Source organism: Reyranella sp., from assembly GCF_004296935.1.
Lineage (GTDB): Bacteria > Pseudomonadota > Alphaproteobacteria > Reyranellales > Reyranellaceae > Reyranella.
This window is the reverse complement of the sequence record NZ_SCVH01000143.1, coordinates 21,962-36,875: the sequence shown is the minus strand read 5'-3', so window position 1 is coordinate 36,875 and position 14,914 is coordinate 21,962. Positions and strand designations below refer to the sequence as shown.

Here is a 14,914-nt window from a genome sequence, read left to right as displayed (position 1 = left end):
GGCTGGTGATCTGCTACGTGCTGGTCTACGGCTCGCTGATGCTGGTCGCAGGAAAGCTCGGCGACCTGTTCGGCCATCGGCTGATCTTCCAGATCGGTCTCGCCGTCTCCGCCGTGGGTTGCGCCGCCTGCGCCGCCGCGCCCGACTGGCCGCTCTTCCTGTGGGCACGCGCGGGCCAGGGTGTCGGCACGGCGTTGGCGCTCGCCTGCACACCGGCCCTTGCCACCTCGCTCTTCCTGGAAAGCCAGCGCACCAGGGCGCTGGCGGGGTTTGCGAGTTCGATGGCACTCGCCGCGGCCGTCGGACCGTTCCTGGGCGGCGTGCTGGTGGAGTTATGGGGCTGGCCGGCGGTCTATTGGGTGCGGGTGCCGATCGCGCTCGTCACCCTCGCGTTCTCCGGCCTGCTGCCGTCGCCCAAGCGGGAGCAACGGCCGTTCGATGCGGTGGGCGCGCTGCTGCTGGCGGCCTGCATGAGCACCTTGCTGCTCTCGCTGGTCCTGTCGCAACGCAAGGAGGTGGCCGGCGTGTGGGCGCTCGGCCTGCTCGCGGTCGCGCTGCTCCTGATCGGGACCTACGTTCGTCACGCCGGGCGCGTGGCCGAGCCGATCATCCGGCCGGCGCTGTTCGCCGATGCGCGCTTTGCCGTGCCCAATCTGCTGAACGTATTCGCCAACCTGGCCGGCTTCTCGATCCTGCTGCTGACCCCGTATTACCTGGCGAACGTGCTGAAGCTCACCGCACTCGGCACCGGTATCGTGCTCGCCATGGCGTTCGGTGGCAGCCTCCTGGGCGCGCCGCTGTCGGCGTTTCTCGTGGCCCGCATCGGCCAGCGCCCGACCGTCTTTGCCGGCGTTGCGTTCGTGGGCCTTGCCCTGCTGCCGCTCGGCTTCACCGGCATCGACACGCCGGTATTGCTGGTGGCGCTCCTGTTGGTCCTGGAGGGTATCGGGCAGGGGCTGCTGACCGTGGCCTATACCGACATCGTGACGGCCACCCTGCCGCCGCGCGATCGCGGCGTCGCGGGCAGCCTCGCCCTGCTGACGCGCACCCTGGGCATCGTCAGCGGCGCCTCGGTGCTGACGGCACTGCAGGCACACGGCGCCGAGGGCTTCCTCGGCATGGCGGGCTTCCTCGCCGGCTACCGCTTCGCCTTCACCGTGGCGGGCGGCGGACTTTTGGTGGCATTGCTGCTCTCCTGCCTGTGGCCGCGCGTCTGGTTTGCGCGCTGATCTTTCTCGATCAGCCGGATGGAGAACTCGACGCGTGATTTCCGAGGGTCGGCGCTCCGTCAGGTGAGCTTGATATTGCCCTTCCTGATGATCTCGCCGAACGACTTGTTCTCGACGGCGATCCGCTCCTTGAAGTCGGCCGGGTTGAGATAGGTGACGCGCATGCCGCCGTTGTGGACTTTCGCCATGATGTCGGGCGCGCGCAGCGCCGCGGCGATCGCCTGGTCGAGCTTGGTCACCACCGCCGGCGGCGTCCCGGCGGGGGCGAGCACGCCGAACCACGAATCGCCGCCGTCCTTGCCGTAGCCCTGCTCGCGCAGAGTGGGAATGTCGGGAAAGTCGGGATGGCGCACCTCGGCCAGCATGGCGAGGCCGCGCACCTTGCCCGCCTTGATGTGCGGCAGCGTCAGCTGGTCGAACTGGACCTGGACTTCGCCGGCCAGCAGGGCGTTGGTCGCCGGCGCGCTGCCACGGTAGGGCACATGCACCATCTGGATGCCGGCCTCGAGATTGAGCATTTCGCCGAACAGGTGCGTGATGGTGGCGAGCCCGGCCGAGCCGAAGTTGATCTTGCCCGGGTTGGCCTTGGCGTAGGCCACGAACTCGGCGACCGTCTTGGCCGGCACCGAGGGATGGACGGCGAAGGCGCCCCACGATGTCGACATGCGCGAGACCGGGATGAAATCCTTCTCCGGGTCGAACGGGATCGGCTGCAGATGGCGGGTGATGCACACCATCGCCGTGGTGGTGGTGAGGAACGTGTAGGTGTCGACCGGCTGGTTCTTCACATACTCGGCGCCGATCATGCCCGAGGCGCCGGCCTTGTTGTCGAACAGCACGCCCTGGCCGAGGATCTGCCCGGCACGTTCCATGACGATACGGGTCGAAACGTCGGAGGGACCGCCCGGTGGATAGGGGATGACCATGTGCAGCGGCTTGGCCGGCCATGCCTGGGCGAGGGCAGGTGCGGCCAGGGGCGCCGTCAACGTGGCGAGGACAGAGCTGGTGAACGCACGACGACGCATGGACGCTCCTCCGTTTGTTTGTTGGGTCCAGCATTCCATGCGGGCTCCCGCGCCGCCAGTGGCGTGTTAAGGTGGGCCATGAGACGGTTTGGCGATGCGAAAGTCGCGGCGGTGTTCAAGGCCTATCCGCCTGCCGTCCGTACCCGGTTGCTGGCGCTGCGTGAGATGGTATTCGACGTCGCCGCCGCCACGCCTGGTGTGCGCGGGCTGACCGAGACCCTGAAATGGGGTCAGCCGAGCTATCTCACGGCCGAGAGCGGCAGCGGCACCACGGTCCGCATCGATCGCCTGAAGGGCCGCGACGACGGCTATGCGATCTACTTCCATTGCCAGAGCGGCCTGGTCGAGACATTTCGCAGCATCTACCCCGACACGTTCGCCTACGAGGGCAAACGTGCCATCGTACTGGGGGCGAAGGACCGCGTACCGAGGCGCGCGCTCCGCCACTGCATGGCACTCGCGCTCACGCATCATCTACGGAAGAAGACTGGGAGCAAGAAGACATGACCGGCAGGCTGAAGGACAGGGTGGCGATCGTGGTCGGTGCGGGCTCGAGCGGTCCGGGCTGGGGCAACGGCAAGTGCACGGCGCTCACCTTCGCGCGCCAGGGCGCCCGGGTGTTCTGCGTCGACCGCAAGCGCGCCGCCGCCGAGGAAACCGTCGGCCTGATCGAGAAGGAAGGCGGCACGGCCGTCGCCTTCGAGGCCGATGCGTCCAGAAATTCCGATGTGAAGTCGATGGTCGACACCTGCCTCGCCAAATGGGGCCGGATCGACGTGCTCGACAACAATGTCGGCATCGGCTCTCAGGGCGGGCCGGTCGAACTCAGCGAGGACGAGTGGGACAAGGTCTTCGACGTCAACGTGAAGAGCTTCTTCCTCACGGCCAAGCACGTCATTCCGGTGATGGAGAAGCAGGGCAAGGGCTCGATCGTGAACGTGAGCTCGATCGCCTCGATCCGCAGCCCCAAGGGCATCTCCTACCTTGCCTACAATGCCAGCAAAGGCGCGGTGAATTCGCTGACCCTCGCCATCGCCTCGCAGTACGCCGAGAAGGGCATTCGCTGCAACGCCATCCTGCCCGGCCTGATGCACACGCCGATGATCGACTTCCTGGCCGAGCAGTACGCCAAGGGCGAGAAGGATCACAACCAGGCCTATGACAAGATGATCGCGCTGCGCGACAAGGCCTCGCCGACCGGCAAGATGGGCACCGGCTGGGACACCGCCAATGCGGCGCTGTTCCTGGCCTCGGACGAGGCGGCCTATGTGAATGGCCACCTGCTCGTGGTCGACGGCGGGATTACCGTCAGGGCCTAGAGTCTTTCCGGCGGACGCAATCCCACCTCACCCTGAGGGCGATTATGCACTTGTTGACAGAACCGCTAAACCTAGTCATTCATGGCTCCGACAGGCCGGCGTTCTAGTCGGTGTACTCGTGGCTTGGGTCGCCAGTGCCCCCGAAGTCGTCGCTGCCGCGCCGACAGACGCGGGTAAACACATACCGACGACGGACCCCCGCGCCATCTTCGTAAATGATGGTTCCGCGGAGGTAGCAGTCCGACATCCCCCTGGCACCCACCGTCAGGCCTTCTTCCGCGGATGTAATTCGGTAGCGGAAGCCTTCGAACTGGCCGGGCGCGAAGACGGCCCGCCCAATCACGTTTTCTCCCGCCGGTACGAGGAACGCTCTCGGTGCGCCCGATCTCAATTCGAGTGCGCTTTCAACGATGGTGCAGGGGTTGCGCCCTCTATTCGCGACAATGAGCACAACCGAACTGTCATCGACGACAGAACCGCCGTCCATGTCCACCATGTTCCAACCTACTTCGCGAACGATCAACTCGGGGCGATGCGTGGCGAGAAATTGATCCCGGGTAAGGCCGATCTGCTTTTCGCCCGTGGCATACAGTCCGTAGGTGGCAACGCCGAGTCCGATGGTGGCGACAGCCAGAATGCCGGTGAAAAGCATCAGCCAGAACGTGTAGGCCGCAATGGCGTGCTCGGCTTCGTTTATGGGCTCGGGATTGGCACCCTTCTCTTTGTTGGCGGCGTGCTGTTCGTGCGATGGCGCGTGGCGAGGCTCTAGGGATGTCCATACATACGAGCCGCCTACTGCGAACCCGAGGATCGCCGCAAGCGCGATCCACGGCACAAAGAACCGTATCAGCATCCCCGGATCGCCTCCGCGAAAATGTCCTCGTTCTCGCGATTGTTGTACCGGAACTGGAACTCGGCAACGTACAGCGGCAGGTACTTTTTGCTGACCTTGTGGAACGTGCCGACCACGCCGCGCTTGAAGATCGACCAGAAGCCTTCAATCGTGTTCGTGTGAATGGCGCCGACGACGTAGGAGCCGTCCGCGTGCTTGATGATCTTGTGCGGGTAGTCGAGGCCCTTGAGCTTGCGATAGCCCGTCCATTGATCGGTGCAGAGCAGGCTGACTTTGTGCGAGACGCTTTCCTGTACGAAAGCGGTCAGCACGTCGGCGCTCACGCGGGAAATGACGCGGGCCACCACGCGGCCTTTGCGCTGGACGGCTCCCACCACCGCCGTCTTGCCGGAAGCGGTGCCGCCGGGCTTCCCGTCGCGCTTGTCGCCGTGCTTGTTGTGCGCCTTGCCGCCCACGAAAGTCTCATCCACTTCGACGATGCCCATGAGCTTGTTGAACTCTTCGTTCGCCAAGCCCGCGCGGATGCGATGGCACATGCTCCACGCCGATCGATAGGAGCCCGTGCCGACGGTCCGGTGAACTTGGAGGGCGCTTACGCCCTTCTTGGCCGTCAGCATCATGTGAATGACACGGAACCAAGTACGCAGCGGCAAGGGGCTATTTTCAAACACGGTGCCGACCAGAACAGAGAACCGATAGCCCTGTGGCGCGCACTGGTGGCACTGCCAATGGAAAGGGCGGCTCTTGTGCAGGCTGTAGGGGTTCTCAGCACCGCAACGCGGGCAGCGCACGCCCAAGGGCCAGCGATGATGGGCAAGATACGCCTTGCAATGATCATCGGTCGGGAAAGCCTTTTCCCATTGTGCGATGGTCATTTGGTGGATGCGCTTGCCAGCAGCCATTCGCCTACCCTCTTTGATCGTAAGGGCAGAATAACCCACTTATGGAGCCACTGTCAACAAGTGCATAATCGCCCTCAGCATGAGGTCATTTTGTCGGCTGGCTGGGACGTTTCGATGCTTGTCGGAAGACTCTAGGGCGCGCGCCTGAGGAAGGTCCGGAAGACCAGCGGACCGGTGAGGATGATCAGGAAGAGCCGGAAGAGATGGTGGGTCGCCACCATCGCGATCTCGATGCCGAGCGCGAGGCCGATCAGGCTCATCTCCGCGAAGCCGCCGGGAGCGTAGCTCAGCACGGTGGCGTCGAGGTTGAGGCCGGTCAGCGCCACCGTGATCATGGCAAAGCCAACGGCGCAACCGATCAGCAGGACGGCGGCCCCGATCGAGGCGGCCATCTCCTTGTGCAGCCTGTCGAAGTTCGTGCCCACGAAGCGGCAGCCGATGCCGGTGCCGACCACGACCTGGGCCGCCGCGACCAGCACGCCCGGCGGCTGGGAGTCGGTGAGGCCGCCCAGATGGACGATGGCACTCGCGATCATCGGCCCCATCATGAAGCTCGCCGGCAGGCGCAGCAGGCGGCCGACGGCGGCGCCGGCGATGCCGCACGCGATCAGCACCGCGTAGTCCTTCCAGTCGTTGCCCGTGGGTCCGTGCACCATGGTGAGGACGCTGGTCTGGGCGCCGTTCACCAGCCGGTACCAGATGGGGATCGTGAGCACGACGGTGAGGATGCGCAGCGCATGGGCGAGCGCGATGGAGCGCTCATCGCCGCCCAGCGCACCGCCCATGATGGTCATGTCGTTCAGCCCGCCCGGCATGGAAGCGAAGTAGCAGGTAACGCGGTCCCAGCCCGTGAACACGCGCAGCCAGACGTAACACAGGCTCGCGCCCGTCATGGTCATGCCGGTCAGCACGCAGAGGCTCACGGCCCATTCGCCGAGGCGCTGGACGAGGTCCGGCGTGAAGCCCGACCCCAGCAGCACGCCAAGTATGATGATCATGCCCTGGCGCAGGCGCACCCGCATGCCGATGCGCAGGCCGAAGAAGGCCGCCACCGTGGAGAAGACGCAGGCGCCCAGCATCCAGGCCAGCGGCATCCGGAGCCAGTCGAAGACGAACCCGCCGATCGTGCCGATCAGCAGCGCCAGTGCGAGCGGTCCCCAACCGTCATGGCCGATGATGCGTTTCTTCCCGGCCTTGAGGGGGATCGCTTTGCCGCTCAAGGCGCGAACTGCTCCTTGAGGATGCGCTCCTCGAGGTCGTGCTCGGGATCGAACAGCAGCGTGAGCTCGATATCGGTGGCCTCGGTCACGGTCACCTTGGCCACATTGGGGATCTCGACCGAATCGGCCGCGGCCGCTACCGGCCGCTTGTGCGGATCGAGGATGGTGAGCTCGACCTTGGACGCCCGCGGCAGCAGCGCGCCGCGCCACCGTCGTGGCCGGAAAGCGTTGATGGGAGTCAGCGCCAGCAATCCGGCGCCCAGCGGCAGGATCGGGCCATGGGCGGAGAGGTTGTAGGCGGTGGAGCCGGCCGGCGTGGCGACGAGGGCGCCGTCGCAGGAGAGTTCGGCCAGCCGCTTCTTGCCGTCGACGGCGACGGCGATGCGGGCGGTCTGCCGGCTGGATCGCAGCAGCGACACCTCGTTGATCGCCATCACTTCGTGGCGCTTGCCGCGGGTGTTGACGGCGATCATGCGCAGTGGCGTCAGCGTCACCTGGCGCGCCCGTTTCAGCCGCTGCAGCAGGCCGGTCTCCTTGTAGGTATTGAGCAGGAAGCCGACGGTGCCGAGGTTCATGCCGTAGATCGGCGTCTGGCGCTTTATGTTGCGGTGCAAGGCCTGCAGCATCAGCCCGTCGCCCCCCAGTGCCACGATGATGTCGGCGTCGGCAGGCTTCACGGCGCCGTAGCGCTTTTCGAGGCTGGCGCGGGCGGCCCGCGCCGTCGGCGTGGTGGCGGAGACGAAAGCGAGGAGCGGCGTACGGGAGGAGACGGCCATCGGGATGCTGCAATGCCCTCAGTGCAAGAATCGCACTATAGCCGTCTGGTGCCGCCGTGCGATAAAATCCCTGCAAGACAAGATAAGAAGCCGCGAGGAGGAACGCGATGGAGCTGGTTCCGCTGGGACCCGGATTTGGCGTCGAAGTGAAGGGCGTCACCATGCTCGACGTCGCCACCGACGCCGAGGCCTACAAGGCCGTGCGCGAGGCCTTCGAAACCCACTCGCTGCTGGTGTTCCGCGACCAGCCGATCGCCGACGACATCCAGGTCGCCTACAGCCGGGCCTTCGGACCACTCGAACTCACAAAGGTGGCATCGCTGGGCGCCAACAGCTTCTATTCGCGCCTGACCAACGTCGGCCAGAACGGCGAAATCGTGCCGCCGACCGACCGACAGGTACTGGTCGCCAAGGCCAATGCGCTCTGGCACACCGATTCGTCGTTCAAGAAGACGCCGGCGCTGGCCTCGGTACTGACCGCGCGCGTGCTGCCGGGCGAGGACGGGGATACCGAGTTCACCTCGACGCGGCTCGCCTGGGAACGCCTGCCGGCCGACCTGCAGGAGCGCCTCAAGACCGCGGTGGCGACCCACTCCTACGCCAACAGCCGGGACCAGATCCATCCCGACCTCGCCAATGCCGAGGAGCGCAAGGCGCTGCCGCCGGTGCGCTGGCGGCTCAACTGGCGCAATCCGGCCAACGACCGGCGCGCGCTCTATGTCGCGAGCCATGCCTATGCAATCGACGGCATGGACGATCGCGACGCGCGCCAGATGCTGGCGCAACTGCTCGACGAGGCAACGCGGCGCGAGTTCGTCTACACCCACAAGTGGCGCACGGGCGATGCGGTGATGTGGGACAACCGCGCGATGCTCCATCGCGGCCGGCCGTGGGACTATGGCAAGGAACGCTCGATGGTGCGGACGACCATCTCGGCCACAGTGGCCGACGGCCTGAACGAGGTGAAGCCGCCCGTCGTTCACTAGGGCGGATTCAGGTTTCTTTGCTGGGAGCGCAGGCGCGGCGGACTATTCCGCCGCTTCGAGGCGCTGCTGGTTGTGGGCCGCGGCGACCTTGGCACGGGCGAGATCCTCGCCGCGTTTCTTGGTGACGGCGGCGCCGCCGCCGGCGGTGTCGGCGAACAACGAGAGCTTGTCCATCTCGTCCTCACCCACCGGCTCCAGCGCGAGGTCGGTGTACTCGTGGCGCTTGGGATCGAACCGGACCTTCTGGCCGATGCGCCAGCCCTGCCACGCCAGGCGTCCGTAGATCTTGAGCTTGCGGACGGTCTCGAGCGCCAGCTTCCAGTGGAACACGCCGATCGGCTCGATCGGCATGCCGTAGCGCCGGTCGCGGCGGTACTTCAGGCGCACGATGCCGCCTTCCAGCGGATGGATGTTCTCGGCCTCGAACATGATCTTGAACATGGTCATGAACTGGGCCGGCTCGGCCGGGTTGCGCCCGGGGATGGAGCCGTGGCGGCGCGCCACCGTCTCGATGTGCTCCGGCGTGTAATAGATGCGCCAGGCGTCGCGATAGGTCTGTTCGTACTCGGCGTCGCTCATCTTGGGATGATGGACCACGCGATGATTGAGGTCGTACTTGTTGAGATCAGGGTCCATCCACACACCCTGCTTCCAGAGCGTCTGGTGGTCTTCCGAGCCCGGCAGGGGCGTCAACATGAAGAACTCGAGGATGTCGAGCGGGAGTTCCTTCTTGATGATCTCAAGGTCGCGCAGGATCGACTCGCGCGTGTCGCCGGGGAAACCCAGGATGTAGCCGGCCCAGGTCGAGGCGCCGCTGATGTGCCACGCCTGCAGCATCTTGCGGTATTCGGTGATCTTGTTCTGGCGCTTCTTGGCCGCCAGGAGATTGTCCGGGTTGACGTTTTCGAGTCCGATGAACACGCGATAAACACCGGCCCAACGCGCCTTCTGGATGAAGTTCGGGATACGGTGGCACTGGGTGTCGACCTGGATGATCAGTGACACCGCGATGCCTTCGTTCTCCTTGAGTTCGATCAACCGGTCGAAGAATTCTTCCCAGTGTTTGTTGCGGGCCATGTTGTCGTCGGTGATGAAGAACGACGTGATGCCCTGTTTGTGATTCTCGCGGATGATCGCTTCGAGGTCGTCAGTGCTGCGAAAACGGCTCTTGCGGCCCTGCACGTTGATGATGGTGCAGAACGAGCACTGGAAGGGGCAGCCGCGGCCGAGATCGAAGCTCGACTTGCGGCCCTCGTTGCGGGCCAGTGCCGCCGGCGGCAGATGCGGCGTCGGCGCGCCTTCGATGCCCGGCAGGTCGTCCATGTAGTTGTAGAGCGGCTTCAGTCTCCGGTGCCAGGCGTCGAGCAGCACCTCGTCGAGGCGGCCTTCCTCGGCTTCGCCGGCGTAGATCGAGATGCCCATGTCCATGGCCGCCTGGATCTCGGGCGGGACGACCGGCAGCATCGACAGGCAGCCCGCCGCATGGAAGCCGCCCATGGCGACCGGCAGGCCGGCCTTGAGGAAGTGACGCGCCAGATCGACGGCATGCGGGAACTGGTTGGACTGCACGCCGACCAGGCAGATCAGGGCCTTGCCGCCCGTCCGCTTGATCTCGGCCATGATCTTGTCAGGCCGGACCCGGGCATTGGTCTCGTCGAACGGCTTGATGAGGATATCCACATCCGGGCCCAGCACCTGGCGCTGTCGGCAATCCTCACCCAGCCCGTAGAGGGCGGCGAGCGTATTGGACGGGATATGAGACCGGAACCACGTGATGGGATAGCCGTCGTCGTCGTAGTGCGTCGGCTTGATCAGCACCAGATGGAACGTCGTTCGCTTTGCCGCAGCGGCCATCACGGATTTCTCCAACACAATAAACCCGCGTGCGGTCCCGATTTTCGCTTTCCACCGCCAGAAGGCATTCCAAAGCCACACTGCTCTGAGCGGCTCGGCAACGCAAGGCCGGCAGGGGCATATTCACATGCCAGCACTGTCAAAACGCCACAGTTTGTAGGGCCATCCGCGGCCAGCCCCCGCCTTTGGTTGGGGGCGGTATGAACAGGAGTTCATTGCCGCACCCACCCCGAGCGGGCAGGTTGCCTGTCTCCGCAGGCGCATCACAAGACGCCGGACGGGGGAGGGGAACGACCAAGACGTGAGTCTCATCGCGCGCGTGCCGGCGTTGGCGCCGTTTCGCATCAGGAGCTTCCGGTTCCAGTGGCCGGCCGACCTGCTTGCGTCCTGGGCGTTCGAGATGGAAGGCGTGATCCTGGGCTGGTTCGTGCTGGTGGCGACCGGGTCGGTCCTGGCGCTGGCGGTGTTCGGCTCGCTGCAGTTCCTGGGCACGTTGATTTCGCCCTTGTTCGGCATGGTGGGCGACCGAATCGGCTACCGCAACCTGCTCTGCCTGATGCGCGCCACCTACGTCATGGCCGCGACGGCGCTGATGGTGCTCTTCCTGACCGGTCTTGCCGCGCCGGTGCCGGTGTTCGTGATTGCCGCGGTGATCGGGCTGGTGCGTCCCTCCGACATCACGCTGCGCAACCTGCTGGTCGGCGAGACCATGCCGGCCGACTACCTGATGCGCGCCATGGGCGTGTCGCGCACCACGGCCGACTCGGCGCGCATCGTGGGAGCGCTCTCGGGCGCGACACTGGTCGCCGCCCTGGGTTCGGGCCTTGCCTATGTGGCGGTTTGCGCCGTGTATGGGACAAGCCTTGCGCTGACCTTCGGCGTCGGCACCAAGCGCGTCAGGGTGCTCGGCGAGGGTCCTGCACACGGCTCTCCGCTGCAGTCTCTCAAGGAGAGCTTTACCTACGTCTGGTCGACGCCGATCGTGCGCGCGGTGATGCTGTTGGCTTTCCTCGTGAACTTCGCGGCGTATCCGCTCGTGGGCTCGCTCCTGGCCTACGTCGCCAGGGACATCTATGGCCTCGGCCAGACCGGCCTGGGCTGGCTGATCGCGAGCTTCGCCGGCGGCGCCCTTCTCGGCTCGATCGCGGTGTCGACACATGGCGCCCGGATCCGGCCGGCGCGCGCCATGGTCGTCTGTACGCTGGCATGGTTCTCCTTCAATCTCGCCTTTTCCTGGGTGGAGGAGGCCTTGCTGGGCGAGGCGATCCTGTTCGCGGCCGGGTTGGTACAGAGTTTCTGCATGGTGCCGATGGCCGTCATCCTGCTCCGCGTCACCGAGCCTGCTTTCCGCGGCCGCGTGATGGGCGTGCGCATGCTGGCCGTCTACGGCCTGCCGGTCGGGCTGCTGCTGTCGGGGCCGCTTGTCGAGTACGCCGGCTTCGCCGTGACGGGCTCGCTCTACAGCCTCATGGGTATCGGGTTCACGCTGCTGATCGCCATGCGCTGGCGGGCACAGCTCTGGCATTCGTCGGCCGCCGCCAACGCGAGGTGAGCGCAACCCATCGAGCGTTGCTGCGTTACTCGTGTCATGGAAGGAAAAGTCGCCACGACCATCGTGCTCACGATGGCGGCACTTCTGGCGAACATCCCCGGCCTCGCTGCGCAGACGGCGCCGCCGCGTACCTCCGCGACGGAAGACGAGCAGCGCAGCATCTACACATTCCAGGTCGAGAACGACGTCTTCAACCGCCTTGCCCGGACCGATCGCGACTACACCAGCGGCCTTCGAGTGGGCTGGCTGTCGCCGGCACTGACCGAGATGCTGCCCGGCCTGGTCGCCGCAACCACCGTGCCGACATTCTTCGGCGAGGCGGCGGCAACATCGGTGATCCGCCGCGTCGCCGTGTCGTTCGGTCAGAACATCTATACGCCTGAGGATACCTACGCCACGCAGCCGATCTACAACGACCGGCCCTATGCGGCATGGCTCTATGGCTCCGTCGCGCTTCAATACACCTACAAGCGACCCGACCCGAAGACCGGCACCGACGAGCCGGTGCGGCTCGACACGTTGCAACTCGACGTCGGCGTGATCGGCCCGGCGGCGGGCGGCTCGTTCGTGCAGAACAACTGGCACACCCTGATCGGCGTCTCGCCGACCTATGGCTGGGCGAACCAGCTGCACAACGAGCCGACCCTGGGGCTTGCCTTCGAGCGCCGCTGGCGCACCGGGCGGTCCGTGCTGATCGAGGATCCCAAGCTGGAGTTCGATTTCATCCCGCGCATCGGCGCGGCGCTGGGCAACGTCGCGACCTACGCCAGCGCGGGCGGCACGGCGCGCATCGGCAAGAACCTGCGTGACGATTTCGGCCCGACGCGCGCGCGGCCGGCGCTGCCCGGCTCGGAGGCGTTCATCGGTGACGGCAGCTTTGGCTGGTATCTGTTCGCCGGCCTCGACGCCCAGGTGGTCGGGCGCAACATCTTTCTCGACGGCAACACCGACGGCGACAGCCTGAGCGTCGGCCACCGTCCCTTCGTCGGCGAGGCCCAGGTCGGCTTCGCGCTGCTCTACGGCGGCGTGCGCTTCACCTACACGCAGGTGTTGCGCACGCCCGAGTTCTACCAGCAGGACCGCTTCACCCAGTTCGGCTCGGTCAATCTGACATTCCGCTACTAGCCGAGCCGCTATTGGCCGAGCCGCTACTGGCCGAGATTGTCCTCGGCGAACGACCAGTTCACGAGCTTGTCCAGCCAGGCCGCGATATGGTCGGGGCGGCGGTTCTGGTAGTCGAGGTAGTAGGCGTGCTCCCAGACGTCGGCGACCAGCAGCGGCGTGCCGCCGCGGGCGATGGGGCTGTCGGCATTGGACGTCGCCTCGATCTTGAGCGCGCCGTCCTTGCCCTTGACCAGCCAGGCCCAGCCGCTGCCGAACTGGCCGACGGCGGCCAGGCTGAAGGCCTTCTTGAAGGCATCGAGATCACCGAAGCTCTTCTCCAGCGCGTCCTTGATCTTGCCCGTGGGCGCACCGCTCCCCTTGCCATTCGGTGGCGTCATGCTGTGCCAGTAGAAGTCGTGATTCCAGGCCTGGGCGGCGTTGTTGAAGATTTTCCTGGCTGCCGCGTCCTTGTCGCCGGCCGCGCGGGCCACGATCTCGCCGAGCGACAGACCCTCGTAGGCCGTGCCCGCGATCAACTCGTTCAGTGTCTTGATATAGGTCGCGTGATGCTTGCCGTAATGGAAGGAGATGGTCTTGGCCGAGATCACCGGCGCCAGCGCATCCTCGGCGTAGGGCAGCTTGGGAAGGGTGAAGGGGGCCTTCGCTTTGTCCAGCGGCATGATCGGTACTCCCGGTGTTGACGTCGACCGACACTATGCAACGCGCGCGCGATGCTTTTGTTGCGCCTCATTTTCACAGGCGCTTTCCAGGCACCGGCGTGGGCGCATAGACTTCTCAGCGAACGGTTCTCAGTCGCGTACTCTGTGGTTGCGTCAGATGCTTCCGCGAGTATCTCTAGGCAACACCCATGACCCAGGAGGCTTGCCATGAAGGGCAATCCGCAGATCATCGCCGAACTGAACAAGCTCCTGAAGAACGAGTTGACGGCCATCAACCAGTACTTCCTGCACGCCCGGATGATGAGCCATTGGGGCTTCGAGCGGCTGGGCAAGAAGATCTACGAGGAATCGATCGGCGAGATGAAGCACGCCGACAAGCTGATCAAGCGCATCCTGATCCTGGACGGGCTGCCCAATCTCCAGGACGTCGGCAAGCTGGTGGTCGGCGAGACGGTTCCCGAATGCCTCGCCGCCGACCTCAAGCTGGAGACCGCGGCACGCACCGCCCTGGTGGCGGCGGTGACGCATTGCGAGACGGCGAAGGATTACGTCAGCCGCGAGATCGCGGTCGACATCCTCGAGGATGCCGAGGAGCACATCGACTTCCTCGAAACCGAACTCGGCCTGCTCGAGAAGGTCGGCGAGCAGAACTATCTGCAGACCCAGATCGGCGAGGGCGAAGCCTCGAGCTAGTCGGCGGCCAGCAACGAGGGCTGGCAGGCCTCTTCATGGGCGATGGTCTGGGCGATGCGCTGGCGGAGATCGCAGGCGCAGGTGCCGCATTGCGGGCTGGTGCCGCAGGCCCGGAACACGTCGGCGGGACGCCGGGCGCCCGCACGGACGGCGGCGTCGACATCGCGTTCCCGAATGGCCCGACAGATGCAGAGATACATGGACGTGGCGACCGTTTCCGTGCAGTTGCGACTTACTCGCAAGCGCAAAGATAGGTGCCACCCCGGACCCGGTCAAGCGGCCTGAAAGCCCTTCAGACGGTACTTATCCAGGGCCGACCGCAGTTCCGGGCCGATCGGGTGGGGCGTTTTTCCCTTGAGTCGGACCACCGTCATCTCGGCCGCGACGATGCAGGCCCCGTCCTTGAAAGCGGCCGATCCGACGGTGACCGAGCTGGTGCCGATTCTGATCACCCCGGTCCCCAGCTCGACCTGGCCCGGCCAATGGGACTCGGCCAGGAAGCTCACGTTCATGCCGGCCGAGATGCCGCGTACGCCGTCCTCGCTGCGGCCCATCATGCCCATATCGCGGATGAAGGTGAGGCGGGCGGTCTCGAGATAGGCGCAGAGCGCCACGTTGTTGATGTGGCCGGCCGCGTCCTGGTCGGAGAAGCGCACCGTGTCGGTGCACCAGTGTGGGTAGATCGAGCGGTCTTGCAGGCGTTTGTCGCGCGACATGGGGC

General features: G+C 65.5%; 16 protein-coding genes. 7 read left to right on the top strand and 9 right to left on the bottom strand.

The window, feature by feature from the left end; all coding sequences use genetic code 11:
* A partial coding sequence (locus tag EPO55_RS20090; protein ID WP_296338975.1) for an MFS transporter occupies positions 1-1,229 on the top strand: 1,229 nt, incomplete at its 5' end.
* Positions 1,230-1,288: 59 nt separating this feature from the next.
* Here EPO55_RS20090 and EPO55_RS20085 read toward each other — a convergent pair.
* Complete coding sequence (locus EPO55_RS20085; protein WP_296338974.1) at positions 1,289-2,254, bottom strand: tripartite tricarboxylate transporter substrate binding protein; 966 nt, start codon at positions 2,252-2,254, stop codon at positions 1,289-1,291.
* Positions 2,255-2,332: 78 nt separating this feature from the next.
* On the opposite strand from EPO55_RS20085, the gene EPO55_RS20080 reads away from it, so the two are divergent.
* The gene (locus EPO55_RS20080; RefSeq protein ID WP_296338973.1) at positions 2,333-2,761 is read left to right on the top strand and encodes a DUF1801 domain-containing protein; all 429 of its coding nucleotides are present in this window, start codon (positions 2,333-2,335) and stop codon (positions 2,759-2,761) included.
* Positions 2,758-3,573 (top strand): SDR family oxidoreductase, encoded by an 816-nt coding sequence (locus tag EPO55_RS20075; RefSeq protein ID WP_296338971.1) that lies wholly within the window; start codon positions 2,758-2,760, stop codon positions 3,571-3,573. The genes EPO55_RS20080 and EPO55_RS20075 overlap by 4 nt, the downstream gene beginning before the upstream one ends.
* A gap of 103 nt (positions 3,574-3,676) precedes the next feature.
* Here the strand turns inward: EPO55_RS20075 and EPO55_RS20070 are convergent, their stop codons facing one another.
* From EPO55_RS20070 to EPO55_RS20055, 4 genes are all read right to left on the bottom strand, one after another.
* Complete coding sequence (locus EPO55_RS20070) at positions 3,677-4,426, bottom strand: hypothetical protein (RefSeq protein ID WP_296338970.1); 750 nt, start codon at positions 4,424-4,426, stop codon at positions 3,677-3,679.
* A complete protein-coding gene (locus EPO55_RS20065) occupies positions 4,420-5,328 on the bottom strand; it encodes an IS1595 family transposase (protein ID WP_296338969.1) in 909 nt (302 codons plus the stop codon). The genes EPO55_RS20070 and EPO55_RS20065 overlap by 7 nt, the downstream gene beginning before the upstream one ends.
* Before the next feature lie 131 nt (positions 5,329-5,459).
* Entirely contained in the window at positions 5,460-6,548 is a 1,089-nt protein-coding gene (locus EPO55_RS20060; protein ID WP_296338968.1) for an AbrB family transcriptional regulator, read from the bottom strand.
* The gene (locus EPO55_RS20055; RefSeq protein ID WP_296338967.1) at positions 6,545-7,324 is read right to left on the bottom strand and encodes an NAD kinase; all 780 of its coding nucleotides are present in this window, start codon (positions 7,322-7,324) and stop codon (positions 6,545-6,547) included. Before EPO55_RS20055 ends, EPO55_RS20060 begins: the two co-directional genes overlap by 4 nt.
* Before the next feature lie 107 nt (positions 7,325-7,431).
* Here EPO55_RS20055 and EPO55_RS20050 point away from each other — a divergent pair, with 107 nt between their 5' ends.
* Complete coding sequence (locus tag EPO55_RS20050; RefSeq protein ID WP_296338965.1) at positions 7,432-8,310, top strand: TauD/TfdA family dioxygenase; 879 nt, start codon at positions 7,432-7,434, stop codon at positions 8,308-8,310.
* 42 nt (positions 8,311-8,352) lie between these two features.
* Here EPO55_RS20050 and EPO55_RS20045 read toward each other — a convergent pair whose 3' ends face one another.
* Positions 8,353-10,164: a radical SAM protein gene (locus EPO55_RS20045; RefSeq protein WP_296338964.1), complete on the bottom strand. Its 1,812-nt coding sequence runs from the start codon at positions 10,162-10,164 to the stop codon at positions 8,353-8,355.
* A gap of 301 nt (positions 10,165-10,465) precedes the next feature.
* On the opposite strand from EPO55_RS20045, the gene EPO55_RS20040 reads away from it, so the two are divergent.
* Positions 10,466-11,716: an MFS transporter gene (locus EPO55_RS20040; protein ID WP_296338963.1), complete on the top strand. Its 1,251-nt coding sequence runs from the start codon at positions 10,466-10,468 to the stop codon at positions 11,714-11,716.
* Positions 11,717-11,752: 36 nt separating this feature from the next.
* Positions 11,753-12,841, top strand: coding sequence for a lipid A deacylase LpxR family protein (locus EPO55_RS20035; RefSeq protein ID WP_296338962.1), 1,089 nt, complete (start codon positions 11,753-11,755; stop codon positions 12,839-12,841).
* Positions 12,842-12,864: 23 nt separating this feature from the next.
* Here EPO55_RS20035 and EPO55_RS20030 read toward each other — a convergent pair whose 3' ends face one another.
* Positions 12,865-13,500 (bottom strand): superoxide dismutase, encoded by a 636-nt coding sequence (locus EPO55_RS20030; protein WP_296338961.1) that lies wholly within the window; start codon positions 13,498-13,500, stop codon positions 12,865-12,867.
* Between the two features lie 207 nt (positions 13,501-13,707).
* On the opposite strand from EPO55_RS20030, the gene bfr reads away from it, so the two are divergent.
* Positions 13,708-14,193, top strand: a complete 486-nt coding sequence (gene bfr / locus EPO55_RS20025) for a bacterioferritin (RefSeq protein WP_296338960.1) — start codon at positions 13,708-13,710, stop codon at positions 14,191-14,193.
* Here bfr and EPO55_RS20020 read toward each other — a convergent pair.
* Positions 14,190-14,393: a (2Fe-2S)-binding protein gene (locus tag EPO55_RS20020; RefSeq protein ID WP_296338958.1), complete on the bottom strand. Its 204-nt coding sequence runs from the start codon at positions 14,391-14,393 to the stop codon at positions 14,190-14,192. The two genes, bfr and EPO55_RS20020, sit on opposite strands and share 4 nt — an antisense overlap.
* Before the next feature lie 72 nt (positions 14,394-14,465).
* Entirely contained in the window at positions 14,466-14,909 is a 444-nt protein-coding gene (locus EPO55_RS20015; protein WP_296338978.1) for a thioesterase family protein, read from the bottom strand.
* Between the last annotated feature and the right edge of the window lie 5 nt (positions 14,910-14,914).

What these genes read in the sequence shown, in the direction of transcription:
- EPO55_RS20080 (WP_296338973.1), top strand. Translation starts at nt 2,333, where the DNA reads ATGAGACGGTTTGGCGATGCGAAAGTCGCGGCGGTGTTCAAGGCCTAT.
- EPO55_RS20035 (WP_296338962.1), top strand. Translation starts at nt 11,753, where the DNA reads ATGGAAGGAAAAGTCGCCACGACCATCGTGCTCACGATGGCGGCACTT.
- EPO55_RS20075 (WP_296338971.1), top strand. Translation starts at nt 2,758, where the DNA reads ATGACCGGCAGGCTGAAGGACAGGGTGGCGATCGTGGTCGGTGCGGGC.
- bfr (WP_296338960.1), top strand. Translation starts at nt 13,708, where the DNA reads ATGAAGGGCAATCCGCAGATCATCGCCGAACTGAACAAGCTCCTGAAG.
- EPO55_RS20030 (WP_296338961.1), bottom strand. Translation starts at nt 13,500, where the DNA reads ATGCCGCTGGACAAAGCGAAGGCCCCCTTCACCCTTCCCAAGCTGCCC.
- EPO55_RS20045 (WP_296338964.1), bottom strand. Translation starts at nt 10,164, where the DNA reads ATGGCCGCTGCGGCAAAGCGAACGACGTTCCATCTGGTGCTGATCAAG.
- EPO55_RS20050 (WP_296338965.1), top strand. Translation starts at nt 7,432, where the DNA reads ATGGAGCTGGTTCCGCTGGGACCCGGATTTGGCGTCGAAGTGAAGGGC.
- EPO55_RS20020 (WP_296338958.1), bottom strand. Translation starts at nt 14,393, where the DNA reads ATGTATCTCTGCATCTGTCGGGCCATTCGGGAACGCGATGTCGACGCC.
- EPO55_RS20055 (WP_296338967.1), bottom strand. Translation starts at nt 7,324, where the DNA reads ATGGCCGTCTCCTCCCGTACGCCGCTCCTCGCTTTCGTCTCCGCCACC.
- EPO55_RS20015 (WP_296338978.1), bottom strand. Translation starts at nt 14,909, where the DNA reads ATGTCGCGCGACAAACGCCTGCAAGACCGCTCGATCTACCCACACTGG.
- EPO55_RS20070 (WP_296338970.1), bottom strand. Translation starts at nt 4,426, where the DNA reads ATGCTGATACGGTTCTTTGTGCCGTGGATCGCGCTTGCGGCGATCCTC.
- EPO55_RS20085 (WP_296338974.1), bottom strand. Translation starts at nt 2,254, where the DNA reads ATGCGTCGTCGTGCGTTCACCAGCTCTGTCCTCGCCACGTTGACGGCG.
- EPO55_RS20065 (WP_296338969.1), bottom strand. Translation starts at nt 5,328, where the DNA reads ATGGCTGCTGGCAAGCGCATCCACCAAATGACCATCGCACAATGGGAA.